The 17,199-nt window shown below is 43.3% G+C and carries 14 protein-coding genes; 5 read left to right on the forward strand and 9 right to left on the reverse strand.

Going from position 1 to position 17,199, the window contains the following annotated elements:
• The first annotated feature begins 31 nt into the window (after positions 1-31).
• On the forward strand, positions 32-2,971 hold the full coding sequence (locus tag ACXAF2_RS06915) for a transglycosylase domain-containing protein (protein ID WP_475137936.1): 2,940 nt from the start codon (positions 32-34) through the stop codon (positions 2,969-2,971).
• Between the two features lie 320 nt (positions 2,972-3,291).
• On the opposite strand, the gene acsA is transcribed toward ACXAF2_RS06915, so the two are convergent.
• Entirely contained in the window at positions 3,292-5,010 is a 1,719-nt protein-coding gene (gene acsA / locus ACXAF2_RS06920; protein WP_475137937.1) for an acetate--CoA ligase, read from the reverse strand.
• A 253-nt stretch (positions 5,011-5,263) separates the two neighbouring features.
• Here acsA and ACXAF2_RS06925 point away from each other — a divergent pair, with 253 nt between their 5' ends.
• Genes ACXAF2_RS06925 through ACXAF2_RS06935 form a run of 3 tightly spaced genes read left to right on the forward strand, consistent with a single transcriptional unit; the run spans position 5,264 to position 7,751 of the window.
• Positions 5,264-5,896: a GNAT family N-acetyltransferase gene (locus tag ACXAF2_RS06925; RefSeq protein ID WP_475137938.1), complete on the forward strand. Its 633-nt coding sequence runs from the start codon at positions 5,264-5,266 to the stop codon at positions 5,894-5,896.
• 35 nt (positions 5,897-5,931) lie between these two features.
• Positions 5,932-6,579, forward strand: coding sequence for an acetoin utilization AcuB family protein (locus ACXAF2_RS06930; protein WP_475137939.1), 648 nt, complete (start codon positions 5,932-5,934; stop codon positions 6,577-6,579).
• The gene (locus ACXAF2_RS06935; protein WP_475139133.1) at positions 6,576-7,751 is read left to right on the forward strand and encodes an acetoin utilization protein AcuC; all 1,176 of its coding nucleotides are present in this window, start codon (positions 6,576-6,578) and stop codon (positions 7,749-7,751) included. Before ACXAF2_RS06930 ends, ACXAF2_RS06935 begins: the two co-directional genes overlap by 4 nt.
• Positions 7,752-7,794: 43 nt before the next feature.
• Here ACXAF2_RS06935 and motS read toward each other — a convergent pair whose 3' ends face one another.
• From motS to ACXAF2_RS06955, 4 genes are all read right to left on the reverse strand, one after another.
• Positions 7,795-8,532 carry a flagellar motor protein MotS gene (gene motS / locus ACXAF2_RS06940; protein WP_475137940.1) on the reverse strand — a complete coding sequence of 246 codons (738 nt, stop codon included), beginning with the start codon at positions 8,530-8,532 and terminating at the stop codon, positions 7,795-7,797.
• Positions 8,522-9,340 (reverse strand): flagellar motor protein MotP, encoded by an 819-nt coding sequence (gene motP / locus ACXAF2_RS06945; protein WP_475137941.1) that lies wholly within the window; start codon positions 9,338-9,340, stop codon positions 8,522-8,524. Before motP ends, motS begins: the two co-directional genes overlap by 11 nt.
• Before the next feature lie 60 nt (positions 9,341-9,400).
• Complete coding sequence (gene ccpA / locus ACXAF2_RS06950; protein WP_148970962.1) at positions 9,401-10,399, reverse strand: catabolite control protein A; 999 nt, start codon at positions 10,397-10,399, stop codon at positions 9,401-9,403.
• Positions 10,400-10,765: 366 nt separating this feature from the next.
• Entirely contained in the window at positions 10,766-11,842 is a 1,077-nt protein-coding gene (locus ACXAF2_RS06955; RefSeq protein WP_148970963.1) for a bifunctional 3-deoxy-7-phosphoheptulonate synthase/chorismate mutase, read from the reverse strand.
• Positions 11,843-12,047: 205 nt separating this feature from the next.
• On the opposite strand from ACXAF2_RS06955, the gene ACXAF2_RS06960 reads away from it, so the two are divergent.
• The gene (locus ACXAF2_RS06960) at positions 12,048-14,204 is read left to right on the forward strand and encodes a cell division protein FtsA (protein ID WP_475137942.1); all 2,157 of its coding nucleotides are present in this window, start codon (positions 12,048-12,050) and stop codon (positions 14,202-14,204) included.
• Positions 14,205-14,257: 53 nt separating this feature from the next.
• Here the strand turns inward: ACXAF2_RS06960 and ACXAF2_RS06965 are convergent, their stop codons facing one another.
• The 4 genes from ACXAF2_RS06965 to ACXAF2_RS06980 all read right to left on the reverse strand — a co-directional run bounded on the left by ACXAF2_RS06965 (position 14,258) and on the right by ACXAF2_RS06980 (position 17,142).
• The gene (locus ACXAF2_RS06965) at positions 14,258-14,839 is read right to left on the reverse strand and encodes a YtxH domain-containing protein (RefSeq protein WP_475137943.1); all 582 of its coding nucleotides are present in this window, start codon (positions 14,837-14,839) and stop codon (positions 14,258-14,260) included.
• Between the two features lie 845 nt (positions 14,840-15,684).
• Entirely contained in the window at positions 15,685-15,999 is a 315-nt protein-coding gene (gene ytxJ, locus ACXAF2_RS06970) for a bacillithiol system redox-active protein YtxJ (protein WP_475137944.1), read from the reverse strand.
• A 131-nt stretch (positions 16,000-16,130) separates the two neighbouring features.
• The gene (locus ACXAF2_RS06975) at positions 16,131-16,613 is read right to left on the reverse strand and encodes a YtxH domain-containing protein (RefSeq protein WP_148970967.1); all 483 of its coding nucleotides are present in this window, start codon (positions 16,611-16,613) and stop codon (positions 16,131-16,133) included.
• Positions 16,614-16,629: 16 nt separating this feature from the next.
• Complete coding sequence (locus ACXAF2_RS06980; RefSeq protein ID WP_475137945.1) at positions 16,630-17,142, reverse strand: DUF948 domain-containing protein; 513 nt, start codon at positions 17,140-17,142, stop codon at positions 16,630-16,632.
• Positions 17,143-17,199 lie beyond the last annotated feature (57 nt).

The raw sequence follows: 17,199 nt of genomic DNA on the forward strand, positions 1-17,199 counted from the left end.
TATAATGGGAATGTTCTGGGGGGAATGATATATGAAGGAAAAATGGAACAAATTACTCGAAAAACTAGACCCTGCAATCAGGTTCTTTTCAAATACTGGAGTTCAAAAACGAGCAAGAATTACATACGGAGTATTCTGGAATCTGTCGTTGATCCTGGTTGTGATTTTTGTACTGGGATTCGCATTTGCAGGTGGAGTCGGAGCGGGATATTTCGCTTCTCTCGTCAAGGAAGAACCGATCCGTCCTTATGACCAAATGAAAAAGGACATTTACAACTACGAAGAAACATCGCAGCTATACTTTGCCAATGATGTATATTTGGGTAAACTCCGAACAGACTTAGAGCGGGAAGAAGTAAAGCTCAAAGATGTTTCTGAAGATCTGCGAAATGCTGTTATTGCCACGGAAGATGAATACTTCAAAGAACATAACGGTGTCGTACCGAAAGCGATCATGCGTGCCGTACTACAGGAATTCACCAATTCCTCCACTCAATCAGGTGGAAGTACACTCACACAACAGCTAATCAAGAACCAAATATTGACGAATGAAGTATCTTTTGAAAGAAAAGCAAAGGAAATACTCCTCGCCCTACGCTTGGAACGTTTCTTTGAAAAGGACGAAATCCTGGAAGCGTACCTGAATGTAGCGACACTTGGACGTAATTCTTCCGGTCGGAATATCGCCGGGGTCCAATCTGCTGCCCAAGGGATATTCGGAGTCGACGCCAAGGACTTAACCTTGCCTCAATCTGCATTCATTGCAGGACTTCCACAAGCCCCATTCTCTTATACTCCATTTACGAATAGCGGAGAAATGAAAGAGAATCTGGAAGCTGGAATGAGCCGAAAAAACACTGTGCTCTACAGAATGCACCGAGAAGGTTATATTACGAAAAAAGAGTACGATGATGCTGTTGCCTATGATCTGTCGAAAGATTTCATCAAGCCTAAAGCATCACCAAGTGAGCAGTATCCTTGGCTGACTGCCGAACTTGAAAGCAGAGCAGTCGATATCATGACGGATGTACTTGCCGAAAAAGACGGCTATTCAAAACAGGATCTTGAAAATAATGATGAACTCGAGGAGAAATACCGAACACTCGCGGACCGCAATGTTCGTCAAAGCGGCTATCAGATTCACTCAACCATCGATAAAAAGATCTACGATCAAATGCAAAAGACGAAAGATGCCTACGAAATGTATGGACCTCCGAAATATGTAGCGGCAACGGACCCTGAAACAGGAGAAGAAGTGGAAGTTCAGGAGCCGGTTCAGGTTGGAGCGATCATGATTGAAAATAAAACAGGACGCATCATCAGTTTCATTGGCGGCCGTGACTTTAAAACGGAACAAATCAACCACGCCACCCAGTCACTGAGATCAAACGGGTCTACCATGAAGCCTTTACTTGCTTATGCCCCGGCACTGGAATACGGATACATTTCACCTGGATCCCCTATTCCTGATGTTGGTGTGAACATCAATGGCTGGACGCCTGAAAACTACTCGCTTAATGAACGTGGACTTTTCCCTGCAAGATATGCACTTGCAGAATCATTGAACTTACCTGCTGTAAGAACATATGCCAATATCTATAACCGAAATCCATTTAAAGAATTCCTTCTGAAAATGGGCTTTTCATCACTAAACAGCCGATATGATAATAACCTGTCGCTTGCACTGGGAGCCACTACAAGTGGTGTAACAGTCGAAGAAAATGTGAATGCCTATACTACTTTTGCAAACGGTGGGAAATTCATAGATGCCTACATGATCGATAAAATTGTTGATCAGGATGGCAATGTGGTATTCGAACATAAAGTAGAACCGGTCGATGTATTCAGTCCACAAACGGCTTACCTTGCCATCGATATGATGAGGGATACTCTTGATCATTCTCTGGGTACCGGACGATATGCAAAAACTTTCTTAAACTTTGGTTCAGACTGGGCCGGGAAATCCGGAACGAGTCAGGAATACAAGGATCACTGGTTTGTCGCATCCAATCCGAGCATTACATTCGGAACATGGTTCGGGTATGACACACCTTCTTCATTAAATACACCAGGATCACGGGCACAGTATGGACATTATGGATTACGTAACATCCGCTTATGGTCATACCTATTGAATGATACGAGAGACCTGGCTCCCGAACTGATTGATCCAGATGCTTCGTTTACAGCACCGGAAGGCATTGTAAGGAGATCCTTCTGCTCCATTTCCGGATTGCTGCCATCAGAAGCATGCAGTCAGGCCGGGCTAGTGAAAAGTGACTTATTCAACGCTAAATATGTACCGACCAAAACAGATGACAGCTTACTCATGAGCCGTTATGTCATGGTAAACGGAAAGAAATATTTAGCACTGCCTAATACGCCGGAAGAATTTTCACAACCGGGAGTGATCTTGAATCCTGACTTTGTGAAGAATGTATTTGGTTCTGTACCTGGAAATCCAAACAAACTCATTCCGGAAGGTGACAATCGATTCAAAAATGTTCTGATTGCAGAAAATAAAATTTCTGACGACGGAGTGGCTCCAGGGACGGTAAAAGCGAGTGCTAATGGTAATACCATCACTTGGACCCCTTCCGCAAGCGGAGATGTCGTCGGATATCGTGTATATAGTAAAGCTGGCGGCAAGGTCGGCAGTGTCAAGTCTGGCGGGAATTATTCCGTTTCCGTTGGAAATGGTGATTTCTATGTGGTTGCCGTTGATGTAGCCGGAAAACAATCAGGAGCTTCCAACACTGTACAAATCGGAAAACCGGAGCCAAAACCGGAACCGAAGCCAGAGAAGCCTGCAACGGATCCGAAACCGCCTGGTGATAAACCGGCCGATGCTCCCCCTAAACCAGACAAGCCTGAGCCACCACCTGCTGATGATGGAGGCGGTGACGGCGGCGGTGACGATGGAGGAACCGAGCCGCCAACTGAACCTGAACCACCTGCAGAACAGAATTAGATCGCAATATAAAAAACGAGCAAAAGTATTTACTTTTTGCTCGTTTTTTTATATTGGATGAGATTAAAGGATTGGATAGGGACAGCTGATTTGAGGATTTGGCTGTCCATTGATCTTTCATGCCACTTTGGAAATTCACCTGCCATATTTTTATTTTATCTGCCGGTTATTCAGTTTATCTGCCATATTCTATTTTTATCTGCCGTTTTTAAGGTTACCTGCCACTTCTGATAAATCGACAAATCCCACCACCTTCGCCTCCACTCCCCCAGACCACAAAAAAAACCCCTACTCACCACGAGCAGAGGTTCTTTCATCTATTAATCTTCCATTGTACTTAAATCACCGGTAGGAAGGTCTAATTCCCATGCCTTCAACACGCGACGCATGATTTTTCCGCTTCGTGTTTTCGGCAGCTTGTCTCTGAATTCGATTTCTCTAGGAGCCGCATGGGCAGCTAATCCTTTTTTCACGAATTGGCGAATCTCTTCTTTCAGCTCATCTGTCACTTCGTAGCCGTCGCGAAGAGCGATGAATGCTTTGATGATTTCGCCGCGAACCGGATCGGGCTTTCCGATGACGCCTGCTTCTGCGACTGCCGGATGTTCTACGAGCTTGCTTTCTACTTCGAATGGACCTACTCGTTCTCCAGACGTCATGATGACATCATCAATCCGGCCCTGGAACCAGAAATATCCGTCTTCATCCATATAAGCTGAATCTCCAGAAACATACCAGTCACCAGGCATGAAGTATGAGTCATACTTCTGTGGGTTATTCCAGATCTGGTTCATCATGGACGGCCAGCCTTTTTTGATCGCTAAGTTCCCCATGCGGTATGGAGGCACTTCGTTTCCTTGATCATCCACAATCGCTGCTTTCACTCCAGGGAATGGTTTTCCCATGGATCCTGGCTTGATTTCCATGCTCGGATAGTTACAGATCAATTGACCGCCTGTTTCAGTCATCCACCAAGTATCATGGATGCGCAGATTGAATACTTTCATTCCCCAGCGCACAACTTCCGGATTCAGTGGTTCTCCTACGCTCAGGATATGGCGAAGCGAGCTTAAGTCGAATTGTTTCACGACTTCATCCCCTGCCCCCATCAACATTCTGAAGGCGGTTGGAGCACTGTACCAAACCGTCACTCCATAATCTTCGATCGTTTGATACCAGTTCTCCGGCTTGAAGCGTCCCCCTACAATGACGTTCGAGGCACCTGTCAGCCACGGTCCGAAGATTCCATATGATGTCCCTGTGACCCAGCCCGGATCAGCTGTGCACCAATACACATCCTCTTCCTGAAGGTCGAGTACCCATTTGGAAGTTTGATAATGTTGGATCATAGCGTTATGGACATGAAGGACCCCTTTTGGTTTTCCAGTGGACCCTGACGTATAGTGAAGGATCAATCCATCGTTCCGGTCTACCCATTCCACGGCCAGTTTATCGCTTGCTTCAGCAAATTTAGTCATAAAGTCAATATGGACATCGTCCTCCTGTACCTCATCCCCAATTAAGAAAACATGCTTCAGGTTCGGAAGTTCACTTACCGGAACCCTCTTTAATAGTTCAGGAGTCGTGATCAGTACCTTTGCTTCACTATCCTCCAATCGATCACGAACGGCTCCCTCCATGAAAGCTTCAAACAGAGGGCCAACGATGGCACCCAATTTGATCGCACCCAATACGGAGAAATACAATTCCGGTGATCTCGGCATGAAGATGAAGACACGGTCACCTTTTTCAACATCCCCAAAACGTTTCAATACATTTCCTGCTTTGTTCGACATCTTCTTCATATCAGAGTACGTATATTTTTCATCACGTTCTGCATCTCGGTAATAAAGAGCGACTTTATTTTTCCTGAAAGATACTGCATGTCGGTCGATTGCTTCATGAGCCAGATTGACACGTCCTGTTTCCGACCATGAAAATTCTTTTTCGACATCTTTCCAATCAAATGATTCATACGTATTTTCATAGCTTTCAAGATTATAGTTTCCCTTCGTTACTGGTAACGCTTCCACTTTCATATACCGCATCCCCCTTATGTAAGAAATTACAATCTTATTATAGTATAAATTTAATATTTTCTCAATTTTTAAAAAAATCTGCCACTATGTCCTCTTTGCTTTAATCAGAATAAAAACACTTCAAACCCCTGTTCCAGATAGGTATTCCAGAATAACTTCCCCGTTTCAAACGTCTGAAAATTTCGTGAAATCGCTATACATTTTTTAATTTCATGTATAATGGACTTGAGGAATATCTTTAGGTGGTGTCCAGATGAAATTGAAAAAAACCTATAATGCAACAGAATTGAAAACAACTAAAGGAAATATCATTATTGAAGGTCCGATTTCCGCTGAAGAACTATCAAGGCTTGACTTTCACGAGGACTTGGTCGCTTTCAGACCTCCTGCCCATCAGCATAAAGCCCTTGTAGAGATTGCCAGTTTACCAGAGGGCCGAATCCTGATCGCGAGAGATCATCATACGATTGTTGGATATGTTACATATTTATATCCTGACCCCCTTGAACGCTGGTCTCAGGGGAAAATGGATAATCTGATTGAGCTTGGAGCAATAGAAGTCATTCCTAAATTCCGCGGGGCTTCAGTCGGAAAAAATCTATTAAAGGTTTCCATGATGGATGATCATATGGAAGACTACATCATCATTACGACTGAATATTATTGGCACTGGGATTTAAAAGGTACCGGTCTGAACGTGTGGGAATATCGGAAAGTGATGGAAAAAATGATGAACGCCGGCGGGTTGGAATATTACGCAACGGATGACCCTGAAATCAGTTCCCATCCTGCTAATTGTTTAATGGCGAGAATCGGTACAAGAGTGGACCCGGATTCCATCCAGCGATTTGATCAACTGAGGTTTATGAATCGTTTTATGTATTAATGGAATTCTGACAAGTTTCTAAAGGGGTGGAGAACGTGATTGTAGAAGAAATTATGAAAACGAAAGTCGAAACTTTAAAGGCAGACGATACAATTGAAACAGCCATAAAATTAATGCGGGATAAGAAGATCAAGCATATCCCGATTACCAATCATGATATGGAAGTGATCGGGATCGTGAGTGACCGTGATGTAAAAGACGGCACCCCATCTATTTTTCATGATGAGTCCCCTGGCAATGAATTGCAGAATCCGCTTAAATTGATCATGAAGAAAGATGTGATCACAGGTCATCCTCTCGATTTTGTCGAAGAGGTTGCGGCTCTCTTTTATGAGCACCGGATCAGCTGCCTTCCTATTTTGAAGGAAAAGAAGCTGGTCGGAATCATTACCGAAACCGACCTGTTGTACACGCTCATTCAACTGACGGGAGCCCATCAGCCCGGCTCTCAAATCGAAGTGAAAGTCCCACATAAAGCGGGCATTCTATACGAGGTAGCCGGTATCATCAGACGGAATAATTCCAATATTCAAAGTGTACTTGTCTATCCGGATAAAAAGGACGAACAGTTCAAAATCCTTGTGTTCAGAGTAAGAACGATGAATCCGATGAATGTGATCAATGATCTAAAGAAAGAAGGATATGACGTGTTATGGCCAAACATGCCCGGAATCTCCTCATGACAAAAGATGCTGTTTTCATCTATTCAGACGAACTCCTGGGGTATCGGTTCTCTGATGAGCATCCCTTCAATCAAACCCGATTGACCCTGACGATGGATTTACTCAAAGAAGCAAATGCTCTTCAATCAGATGAAATCGTTCCACCACGAATGGCTACCGATGAAGAGTTGTTTCTTAATCATGATCCAAATTACGTAAACGCCGTCAAAAGAGCGAGTGTCGGCCAACTCTCTCAAGATCAGGCTGAAGGGTTTGGAATTGGTACTGAAGATACCCCGATGTTTCAAGGAATGCATGAAGCAAGTGCTTATTTGGTTGGCGGGACGCTATCGGCGGTTGATCTTGTCATGACGGGAAAAGCGAAGCATGCCCTTCATCTCGGTGGCGGCCTCCATCATGGTTTCAAAGGAAAAGCATCAGGGTTCTGTATTTATAACGACAGTTCGGTGGCGATCCGCTACATGCAGGAAAAGTACGGGGCCCGGGTCCTATACGTCGATACAGATGCCCATCACGGAGATGGCGTTCAGTGGTCCTTTTATGATGACCCGGACGTGTGTACCCTTTCCATCCATGAGACGGGTCGCTACCTCTTCCCGGGGACAGGCAATATTAATGAGCGCGGTCACGGAAAAGGATATGGGTATTCGTTCAATATTCCCCTCGATGCCTTTACTGAGGATGAGTCTTGGCTCGAAGCTTACGAAACGTCCTTTCGTGAAGTCATTGAATTCTTCAAGCCCGACGTCATTTTGACTCAAAATGGGGCAGATGCCCATTATTATGACCCACTCACCCACCTTTCGGCTACCATGAATATATACCGGGAAATCCCTCGTATCGCCCATGAGCTTGCTCATCAGTATTGCGATGGTAAATGGATTGCCGTTGGTGGTGGCGGCTATGACATTTGGAGAGTCGTCCCAAGGGCCTGGAGCATGATTTGGATGCAGATGACCGGTCGAATGGACCTTGCCTCTTCCTTTCCGTCTAAATGGACGGAACGCTGGCAAAGTAAAGCAGGGGTCACCCTGCCATCTGAATGGTGGGATAGACCTGACATTTACAAGCCGATTCCGAGAAAAGGCGAAATCACGGAAAAAAACAAGCAAACCGTTGAGAAAGCCCTCTATTCCATCCGGCAGCAACTGAGACAGAAGCCGTCAAGTTAACAAAAAACCAAGGACCTCTCACTACCCGAGAAGTCCTTGGTTTTTATTGTTCCTCATATGCAGGATCTGTTATGATCACTTCCACACGCCTGTTTTTTTGAAGATTTTCACTTGTGTCATTGGGTGCAATGGGTCGTGTGTCCCCATATCCGACGGCAATGAAGCGCTTCGGATCTAAGTTTTCGGTTTGAACAAGATACCGGATCACACTGCTTGCCCTTGCGGAGGAGAGCTCCCAGTTTGATGGGAAACGATATGTACCGATGGGACGATTATCTGTGTGTCCCTCCACTTTCACGAAGTTTGGGATCCTCGATAAAAGATCGCCCACTTTATTCAAGAACGGATAAGCGTCCTCAAGGACCGTTGCTTCACCTGAAGCGAACAGTGCTTGTTCTTGAAGGACAAGCACGACTCCACGCTCGGTTCTTGTGGCCACTACAACGTCACTAAGTTTATTTTCATTCAAGTAGCTTTGAATATCGGCTAAAAGCTGATTCAACTCTTTATCGGTTTCCTCACTGCTTTGAGGCTGAGTATTCTCCTTCTCCATTTCAGGTTCAGCTGAAGGATTCTCGAATGGAATGACAGAAGGGTAAAACTCCAGTATTTGACGCTGCTGAAAGGAATCAGCGATGGTCCTGAATTTCACGATATCAATTTGAGACATGGAAAATAGTAAAATAAAGAATACGAGAATAAGAGTGATGAGATCGGAAAAGGTTACCATCCATTTTGGTGCCCCCGTAGGCTGAGACGGTTGTCTTCGTCTACGCATCATGGAATGTTGCCTCCTCTTGCTTTCTGCCAGCAGAGTACATCTCCAGTTCCTCATTGGATAAGAACACTCTCAGTTTCTCTTCCAAGATTTTTGGATTTTGACCGGATTGTACCCCAACGACACCTTCAATCACGATTTGTTTCATAAACACTTCTTTTTCTGTTTTCATCGCTAATTTGGATGCCATAGGTAAGAAGACAAGATTTGCAAGGATCGATCCATATAAAGTCGTTAACAAGGCGATGGCCATATTAGGCCCTAATGACGCTGGATCATTCAAATTCTTTAACATCAGGACGAGACCGATCAAGGTCCCGATCATCCCCCAGGCAGGCGCATACTCCCCAGCCTTATCCAGTAAACTTTTATTTTTACGATGCCGCTCTTCTAAAGCGATGATCTCGGCGTTCATGATATCTACAATCACGTCCTGCTCAATTCCATCCACGGCTAACAGGACTCCTTTTCGAATGAAAGGATCCTCGACCTCTTCCACTTCCGCCTCTAATGAGAGAAGACCTTCACGTCTGGCTTTTTCTGATAGGGTCACAAACGTGCGAATGAGGCCTTGAAGATCATATTCCTCGTCACGAAAGGATTCTCTCATCACTTTCCCCAATTGCTTCAATTCCTTAATAGAGAAGCTGACCAGCATGGCAGCGACCAAACCGCCTATGACAACAAACATGGACGGCAGATCTATGAAGGAACTGAAGCCTGTAACACCAGCGTTCGTAATGATGGCGAAAGCGACGAATAGAAACCCTACTACAACCCCGATCGGTGTAAGAACATCAAGCTTTTTCATTTTGACTCTCCCTACAAAAATAAGTTCTGTTTGTCTTTATTTTTTATATCGACAAACTTCTTATTTTGTTGAGTTCCGATGTTCGATTCGATGAGGAAGAACTACTGTGGATTCTTCGACCGTTTCTTTGTTCATATATTTCGTTAATAATCTCATCGCCACAGCCCCGATATCATATAAAGGCTGAACAACGGAAGTTAACTGTGGTCTAACCATAAGCGCCAGTCTTGTGTTATCAAAGCTGATTACTTCAACTTCATCGGGAATGGACACGTTTTGATCCTGAGCACCGTGAACGACTCCAAGGGCCGTCTCGTCATTTCCGACAAATATAGCGGTCGGCTTGTCCTCAAGCTCAGAAAACTTCTGCCAGGCTTCAAGTCCTGAATCATATGTGTATTCACCTTCAACAACCAGGTCGTCACTATATTCAACTCCGGCTTTGGCAAGAGCCTCACGATACCCTTCTAATTTAAACTTCATGTTGATTGTATCGTGGAAAGGACCACTGACAAATCCGATACGCTTATGTCCTTTTTCCAACAATTCCGTAACAGCATCGTAGGAAGCCGCTTTGTAGTCGATATTAACGGAAGGAACCTTGTTTGTTTCTTCCACTGCTCCAGCTAAAACGATTGGAACCGGGGAACGTTCGAATTCCTGAACATGTTCCTCGGAAATGTGCCCGCCAAGGAACAGAATTCCGTCCACTTGTTTACCCAGCATCGTGTTGAGAAGGTGAAGTTCCTTCTCCGCATTTTGATCCGAGTTACTTAAGATAATATTGTATTTGTACATCGTTGCGATATCTTCAATACCACGTGCCAACTCAGCATAAAAAATATTAGAGATATCCGGGATGATGACTCCGACCGTTGTTGTTTTCTTACTTGCAAGTCCTCTTGCTACAGCATTCGGACGGTACCCAAGGCGGTCAATGACCTCCAGTACTTTCTTTCTTGTTGCCGGCTTTACATTGGGATTTCCGTTGACAACACGTGAAACGGTTGCCATGGAAACATTTGCTTCTCTTGCTACATCATATATTGTAACGTTCATAGCTAACTCTCCTTTACTCTTCTACTCATTTATTTATCTTATTTTACACTAAATAAACCTAAAGAAAAAAGCGATTACAATAGTTTGTTAAAAAATGCACATAATTATATTCACGTTAGTGTTTTTTCAATGTATATAGGTTATTTATCTGCAATTACCATGATAATCATACGATAGTCTCTATATTCGTGCAACGACTGTGCCTTATCTTAATAAAAAATTGATTATAGCATAGTGAAAGAGCGACTATCAGAATACTGGCTTACTGGAGAAGAGGATGCGTTTCGCCGTTAAAATCAGGATTTCGCTGATAAAAAACAAAGGGTTGAACCCCATATACAGGATCCAACCCTTCTCTTTTATATATTATACTTCGATCGTTCTTCCTTTTAACAGCTCTTGATAGAAATGATCAAATTGATCTAAGTCCATTTGTTGGGCAGAATCGGATAAGGCAACGGCAGGATCAGGATGAACCTCAGCCATTACACCATCTGCACCGATGGCAAGTGCTGCTTTCGCCGTTGGAAGCAACAGGTCTCTGCGTCCGGTTGAGTGCGTTACATCCACGAATACTGGCAGATGCGTTTCTTGCTTAAGAATTGGGACAGCTGAAATATCCAATGTGTTTCTTGTCGCTTTTTCGTACGTACGAATTCCACGCTCACAAAGGATGATGTCTCCATTTCCTTGTGAAATGATATATTCAGCAGCGTTGATGAACTCATCGATCGTTGCAGCTAAACCGCGTTTAAGTAATACCGGCTTCTTTACTGCTCCTGCTGCTTTTAATAGCTCGAAGTTTTGCATATTTCTCGCACCGATTTGGATCACGTCAATGTATTCCAATGCTGGTTCGATGTCTGCAGGATTTACGATTTCACTGACGACAGCCAAATCATATTCATCCGCCACTTTTTTAAGAATTTTTAATCCTTCGATTCCGAGGCCCTGGAAGTCATAAGGTGACGTTCTCGGTTTGAACGCTCCTCCTCGAAGCAATTTAAGTCCTTTTGCTTTGACGGCTTTTGCCACTTCTGCTACTTGCTCGTAAGATTCAACCGCACATGGTCCGAAAATGAAGTGAGGCTTTCCGTCTCCAATTGAATCGCCGTTGATCGTTACGATCGTATCATCCGGTTTCTTTTTACGGGAAACAAGCAGTGCTTTACGGTGATCGTCTTTTTGAAGCTCCAAACCGGCTTTAAAGATTTCTTTAAAAATATGTTCAACGGTCGAATGTTCAAATGGACCATTATTATTTTCTTTGATCAGATCAAGCATTCCTCTTTCACGAACAGGATCATAGCGGTATACTCCTTGAGTCTCCTTGACACGCCCGATTTCCTGAACTAGTTTAGCACGTTCATTAATGGTGTCTAATAGTTTTAAGTTCATCTCGTCTACTTGTTTTCGTAATTGATCGAGCTCTTGATTACTCACAATACAGCACCCTTTCTTTTTTTATCCTGTTCATACGTAAAAACTGTTATAGTTTTAAGAAAGTATGATACATTTTTGATATTGAAACTTATTATAATAGAACATATCCAAAATGTCACGATAAAATTCTTTATTAATTAGACGCTTTTAAGCGCTAAAGTATTTTAGTATTGTATGAGAATAGGCTAAAGTGGGTGAACACTAATTGAAAAATACGCAAAAAATATTTGCATTGGACATCGGAACCCGATCGGTCGTAGGGATCATTTTAGAAGAAATAAACGGAATATTTCAAGTTTCAGATATTTTAGTAGAAGAGCATAAAAAGAGAGCCATGCTGGATGGTCAGATCCATGACGTCCCAGCAGTCGCCGAGGTCATTTGCTCCATTAAAGAGAAATTGGAGAAGAAACACGGCCCTCTTCATAAAGTATGTGTCGCAGCTGCCGGAAGAGCCCTGAAAACGGCCACCGCATCTTCCACATTACCTATAACAGGAAAACCACTCCTTCAAAAAAACGATATCCTCCATCTCGAGTTAAGCGCTGTCCAGCAGGCTCAAGCATTGGCTGCAGAAAACGAAAATGATACGAAGGGCTATCACTATTACTGTGTTGGTTATTCTGTCCTTTTCTACCGTTTGGATGGCGAGGAAATCGGAAGTCTCATCGATCAGCAGGGAGAAGAGGCCACCGTCGAGATTATCGCAACCTTCCTTCCACGTGTAGTGGTTGAATCCTTAATTGCGGCACTGAATCGCGCTGGTCTGGAAATGGATGCCTTAACCTTGGAGCCGATCGCTGCGATTAATGTGCTGATTCCAGAATCCATGAGACGACTCAATGTAGCCCTCGTTGATATCGGAGCAGGAACATCCGATATCGCGATTACAAATCTGGGCACTGTCATTGCCTATGGAATGGTTCCGACAGCGGGTGATGAAATAACAGAAGCCATCAGCAATGAACTATTGCTGGATTTTCCTTTAGCCGAGCAGGCAAAGAGGGAGCTTCAGTCCAGAGAAGAGATTACGGTAACCGATATTCTTGGTTTTGAAACGAGTTTCCCTGCACTGGAGGTTGTTGAAAGAATTGGTCCAGCTGTAGATCGTTTATCTGTGGAGATTTCCAAGGAGATTCTCCGGTTGAACAACGGGAAGCCTCCACAAGCTGTCATGCTAGTTGGAGGAGGCAGCTTAACACCTGAGCTGCCGGGCAAATTAGCTTCATCCTTACAATTGCCACACAACCGGGTCGCAGTAAGAGGCGTGGAAGCGATTCAGAATATAACCATATTGGATGAAGTAACGAAAGGACCAGAGCTCGTTACACCTATCGGAATCGCCATTGCAGCCAAGCAGACACCTGTCCAATACGTCACAGCCCACGTAAACAATCAGCCGGTCCGATTATTTGAAGTAAAGGACTTAACAGTAGGGGACTGTATTTTGGCCGCAGGCTTAAAACTAAGTAAATGGCACGGGGTTCCAGGTAATGGTTTCTTTGTAACAGTCAATGGTCAAGATATCACCTTACCAGGAGGTCATGGTCAGGCACCTCTTATTGAAAAAAATGGTCAGCCCAGTGCACTGGACGAAAAAATTAACAATAACGATAGTATCACTGTTCACAAAGGAGAGAACGGGACTTCACCAAGTGTAACGATTGGAGATTTACTAGACACCTCTACTTCAAAAAAGATTGTGATAGATGAGAACCCATTTTTACTAGCTCCACTCGTCTACAGAAACAATCAACCTGCATCCCTTGATGATACCATTCAGGACCGAGATTGTATCCGGATCGAATTGATGGAATCTCTCTTAGATGTGTTGAAGCATTCAGGGTATGAAGAGTGGTTAGAAAGCTCTAAGCCCTATCGTATTTCCATCAATGGAAAAGACACTTTCTTCCCTGTTTATAGCGGGAAGCTGTTCATCAACGGTATTGAAGCAAAGCTATCATCAAAGATTCAACACGGCGATATTATTTCATATAAACCAGGCTTTACTCCAACGGTAAAGGAGCTTCTCGCCAAGAAACAGCTCACTGCAGGGGCTTCTATCAGCATTACTTTTAACGGAAAGAAAGTAGAGCTTTTGAAAGAGAGCAGCCGTGTTTATCGAAATGGCAGCAGACTTGAAATGGGCGATCGCTTAATTTCCGGGGATTCGATTGAAATTGAAGAACAACAAGTAAGCTCATTTATATTCCAGGACATCTTTAATACTGTTGAAATCACCATGCCTTCCCATGCGAATGGGAGCTTCTTACTCTTGAAAAACGGAGAGGAAACCACCTTTTATGAAGAAATTCAACAAGGGGACGAACTCGAAATCGTCTGGCCTCAGTCCACACGCTGAATGAAAGAATAGCTGACAACAAAAAAACTGGCATTTACGCCAGTTTTTTTGTATTATGATCCAACTTGTCCAGGGACGCTGCTCGCACGATTAGTTGGATGGATATTGTTATCATTTGTAGAAGTTGAGCTTGTTAAGGATTGTGAACCGTTAACTGAAGGGGTTGATTCCCCTGTCACTTCCTCACCCGCTTCTTTCACTTTACCGCCTATATCCTTCAATTCCTCTGCCGCTTCCTTCGTTGTAGCGATTATTTCCGAAGAATCTTCCTTTACTTGATTCACTTGATCGATCACATCATCATTCACCTTTTCATAAAGGCTCTGTGCGTCGTTGATCGCATCCTTTAATACAGTGGAAGCCGTTTTAAGGCGATCCTGCCAGTCGTTCATAACTCCCGATGGATTCTCCCTTACCTTTGCCACCATCCCCATTGTGGAGTCTTTCACATTGGATGTTCTGGATGATACTCTTTTCCTCGTTGTTTTATCAAGCATAGCCAGTGCGCCGCCTACTACAGCCCCCACTACCATGCCTTTTAATAACTTACCATTCTTCTCACCGGAAGTGCCGTTCATCGCAGTCGTATTAGTCGTATTGCTCGTTTGAGTATTATAAGGTACAGTCTGAGTCATGAATCGTTCCTCCTAATTTACTATCAATAAATTTTATTCTTATAGAGTAAATTCCCTGTATTATGGAAAGTAAACACGTGGGAGGGAATTACCAAATTTTTATTTAAAAGAGCGCAATCTTTCTTCACTTTTAAAGAAAAATACTTTACCTCCCTCGCCATAAAAAGACTCTTTTCGCCAAGATTGTTGTCCTTTATGAAATCTGCTTGGGCTCTGTCAAATAAGTATGTGCTGGATGGTGTGGGGAACTGCTTCGCTTGCAGCTAGCGTTCGGCCGAGCCTCCTCAGCTTAGCCGAACGGGGTCTCGGCACGCCCGTACTTCCGCAGGAGTCTACGCAGTTCCCCACACCATCTTTAAGAAAATTTCGGGACAGAGCTTAATAGTCACAAAAACAACCTAGAGAAAACGATTACTCTTCTCTTTTCAAGTGGTTATTTGCCATGGGAGTATTGTGACTCATTGGAAAGATAGTACAATGATCGACCGATATATGAGTTAACACAAAATTTCTTTTCCTTCTTTTTAGGTACTTTGTTTTGGAAACAAACGCTTAACAAATCTAAAATAGGAGCTTTTTTGTTTCTATCTATACTTATAAGTAGAAGAAATGTAGTAACACAGAGTGGATTGTAGCGGAAGGCACTTGACTCCTGCGGGAGATAGAGGAAAGGTCGAGACCCCGCAGGGCTAAAGCCCGAGGAGGCTCGACTTCCTCCCCGCGGAAAGCAAGTGCCTGGAGCGGAAAGGAACGGTCCAAGTTTTCACACAACCACTCGTTTAATAGCAACAATATTTACGAAAAGTGCTTAGAAAAAAAGACCCTGTCAAAACAGAGTCCTTTCCTTACAACTTATTCAATTCATTCTCGGTAATATTCCAATGTGAAGCATTCCAGCCCGGTTTTCCTTCAATGAACAGGAAGGCTTGGGGTGATTCATGCTTGATGCCGTATTTTTCTGCAATGTGATTGGATAGCTCCCTTGACTCTTGAACGGCTAAATAGTAGCCGTCTTCCTCTTCATGCTTATTCAGGAAGGCCTGGTATTCATTGAAAGCATTTGAGCTCACCGGACAGGTTAAGCTGTGCTTCATAAAAAAGAAGCGGGAATTCGTTTCGGATAGCTGTTCAAACTCTTGAACGGTTTCAACCTTTTGCATATGATTCATACTCCTTTACAATAAAATGTACATTATTAGATAGCCAGAGACAGACGTGCCTCAAAGCATTTTTATTCCAACAAAAAAACGGTGAAGTAATCATATCACTCCACCGCCCTTGGAATCAATTATTATTGATTGTATGTTTTTTCAGTTTCGTCAAACGCCTTTTTTGTTTCTTCGAGCTTTTGATTCACATCTTCTGTTTCTTCCACAGGTGTGGTTTCACCTACAGCAACAGCTTGAAGTTCATCGTTTGTTTCTTGAAGCTCGTTATTATTAGAGCGGTATGTTTTCAGCTTTCCAACGACATTGTTGGATTGCTCCTGTACTGATTTTGAAAGGGCAGATGATTTTTCCTTTGCTACTGCTGCAAGCTCATTGCTCTTTTCTACAGCCGTGTCTTTCCACTGACCTGTCTTTTCTTTCAGTACGCCAGCCTGCTCGTTGATATCATGACGAAGGTCTTTACCTGATTTAGGAGCCAGTAGAAGAGCTGTTGCCGCCCCAACGATTCCTCCGATCAGTGTTCCGATCATGAAGTCTTTTGAGTTGATGTTGTTGCTGTCATTTGTTTGGTTTTGGTTCTGATTTTGATTGTACTGTTGTGTCATTTAAAAATTCCCCTCTCTAATTGTTATAAGATCTTGCTCTTTTAATCAATTTTTCTCGAGATCGAACTTCTTTAGATGCTTGGTTTTGAACAGCTGCATCAGGTTGACTTGGCTGTTTTTCCTGTTTTTGTTTCCATTTGTCCTTTAACTCGATAAAGGCATTCCCCCACTGAACAACCTGTGAAATTTTCCCTTGATTACGTTCAAGTTCAGATGAAATGGAAGTACTTACTTTCTTAACCGAGTTATTAAGGTTCTGGATGGAATGCCCTACATCTCTTACTGCATAAACAACAGTGTTCAGATCCTCAGATTTCTTCTGGATATCCTCAGCTAATAGATTTGTTTTATGTAGTAATTCAGTAGACTCTTTTGTTACTCCCTGAAGCTGGCTTTCTAGACCCGTCAATGTAGTCGAAACACTGTCGAGGGTAGATCCTAAAGACTTCAAGGTCTTCATTACACTCATAACTAAAATAAAAAATGCAACTGCAATTACAGCCACGCTTAGATAAAGAATGATTTCCATATGCCACACCTCCATGTATAGAAATTCTTTACCCTTATGATAAACAAATAAACATTA

The sequence above is a fragment of the Rossellomorea sp. ABR4_004 genome, from assembly GCF_056159585.1.